The organism is Rhodococcus sp. (in: high G+C Gram-positive bacteria) (genome assembly GCF_049591685.1).
Taxonomy (GTDB): Bacteria; Actinomycetota; Actinomycetes; order Mycobacteriales; family Mycobacteriaceae; genus Rhodococcoides.
Genome location: NZ_JBAWFH010000453.1, coordinates 1 through 1,846 on the forward strand (window position 1 = coordinate 1; position 1,846 = coordinate 1,846).

The 1,846-nt window shown below is 65.3% G+C and carries 2 protein-coding genes; both read left to right on the top strand.

The annotated features are described in order from the left end of the window. Positions 1 to 383: M20/M25/M40 family metallo-hydrolase (locus WBQ44_RS18955; RefSeq protein WP_495568215.1), on the top strand; the 383-nt coding region annotated here is incomplete at its 5' end. Then, positions 380 to 1,789 carry an amidase gene (locus WBQ44_RS18960; protein WP_495568216.1) on the top strand — a complete coding sequence of 470 codons (1,410 nt, stop codon included), beginning with the start codon at positions 380 to 382 and terminating at the stop codon, positions 1,787 to 1,789. The genes WBQ44_RS18955 and WBQ44_RS18960, both read left to right, overlap by 4 nt. Positions 1,790 to 1,846 lie beyond the last annotated feature (57 nt).

The window sequence follows — 1,846 nt, forward strand, 5'->3', positions numbered from 1 at the left end:
ACCAGATGCTGATGGACGCGATCGCCCAGGAGACCGAAGTCCACGTCAGCATCGACACCTCATCCCTGCGACCTTCGACGAGCTACCAGAGCGAGGGCGTCGAACTCGCCGAGGAAGCAGCTAAGGACCTGGGCCTGTCGTATCGACGAATGCTGACGATGGCCGGCCACGATTCGGTCAACCTCAAAGATCTCGTCCCGACGGTCATGCTGTTCGTCCCCAGCGTCGACGGTATCTCGCACAGCGAGAAGGAACTGACCCGCGACGACGACCTGCTCGACGGCGTGAAGATGCTCACCGAAACAGTGGCCCGCATGGTCCGCGGCGACATCGGCGCCCCCGCCACCGAACTCGCCGACTCCGGCATGAAGGGCACCGGATGAACCCCCTCCTCACCAGAACCGTCGCGGAAATCCGCGAGGCTTTCGCTTCCGGCGAAAACACGCCCCTCGACGTGCTCGACGCGACGCTCGACCACATCGCCGCGACCAACCCGGTGATCAACGCGATGGCGTTCGTTGACGAAGCAGGCGCGCGTGCCGCTGCGCAGGCCGCAACGGATCGGCTTCGCGGTAGCCGGGCTTTGTCGGATCTCGACGGCATTCCCGTCTCGATCAAGGACAGCATCAACGCGATCGGGATGCCGTGGCGGCACGGAGTGGCGGCGAATGCGGATCTGCCGATGGCGACCGTCGACGCTCCCCCGGCCGCGCGGCTGAAGGAAGCGGGCGCGGTGATCGTCGGCAAGACCACGATGCCCGACATGGGCATGATGGCCGCAGGCGTCAGCTCCCTCTACGGGATCACGCGCAACCCCTGGGATCTGACCCGGAACACCGGCGGGTCGAGCTCTGGTGCGGGCGCGTCTCTGGCCGCGGGCATCGGCTACGGCTCGGTCGGTTCTGATATTGCCGGTTCGGTTCGGCTCCCCGCCGGGCATTGCGGTTTGGTGGCACTCAAGCCGACGCAGGGACGCATCCCGCATCTGGCGCCGTCGACAATGCGGTCGGCCGGACCGATGGCCCGCACGGTCGACGACCTGATCGACCTGTATCGCATCATCACCCGCCCCAATGCGCGAGATGCGTGGAGCCTGCCGTACGAGGACACTGCCGACATCCACGCGCCACTGACCCCTGCCGGACTCCGCATCGGCGTCATGCTCGACATGGGCTACGGCACAACCATTTCTGACGAAGTACTGCGCGTGGTCCAGTCCACTGCAACGTCTCTGGCCGCAGCGGGTGCCCTGGTCACCGAAATGCCGCCAATCTTCGCCGACGACCCGTACCCGGCTCTCGATCGATTGTTCCAAGTGAGGGCGCTGACAGAGTGGGAGTCGATTCCCAAGGAGCGACGAAGTCAGGTCCTGCCCGCTGTCGCGGACTGGGCTGCTCCAGCAGCGAACTATTCCGCGACACAGTTCTCCCGGGACACGGATGCGGTGATGCGGTCGCAGGAGATCGTGCGGGCGAAGACCAGCGAGTTCGACTTCGTGATCAGTCCGGTGATTCCGACGGTCGGGTTCGGGGCCGAGGAGGTTGGGCTCGATTCCGCACAGCCGTTGGGGCACTGCAGTTTCACGGCGTGGTTCAACCAGACTGCGCAGCCGGCGTCGGCGCTGTGCTTCGGATTTCATGAACACATGCCCGTTGGGATTCAGGTGGCAGGGCCGCGGTTCGCGGATCAAGCAGTGCTGCAACTGACGAAGTGGCTCGAAGGTGCCCGCGACATCGAGATGGCCTGGCCCGTGGACGTTGCGGCAGAGAAGATCGGAGTGCTCGGATGACGGTTCGAGAGACATTGACCGGGTTGGGTGTGTGGCCCGCCGCCGACCTCGCGTTGG

What these genes read in the sequence shown, in the direction of transcription:
- WBQ44_RS18960 (WP_495568216.1), top strand. Translation starts at nt 380, where the DNA reads ATGAACCCCCTCCTCACCAGAACCGTCGCGGAAATCCGCGAGGCTTTC.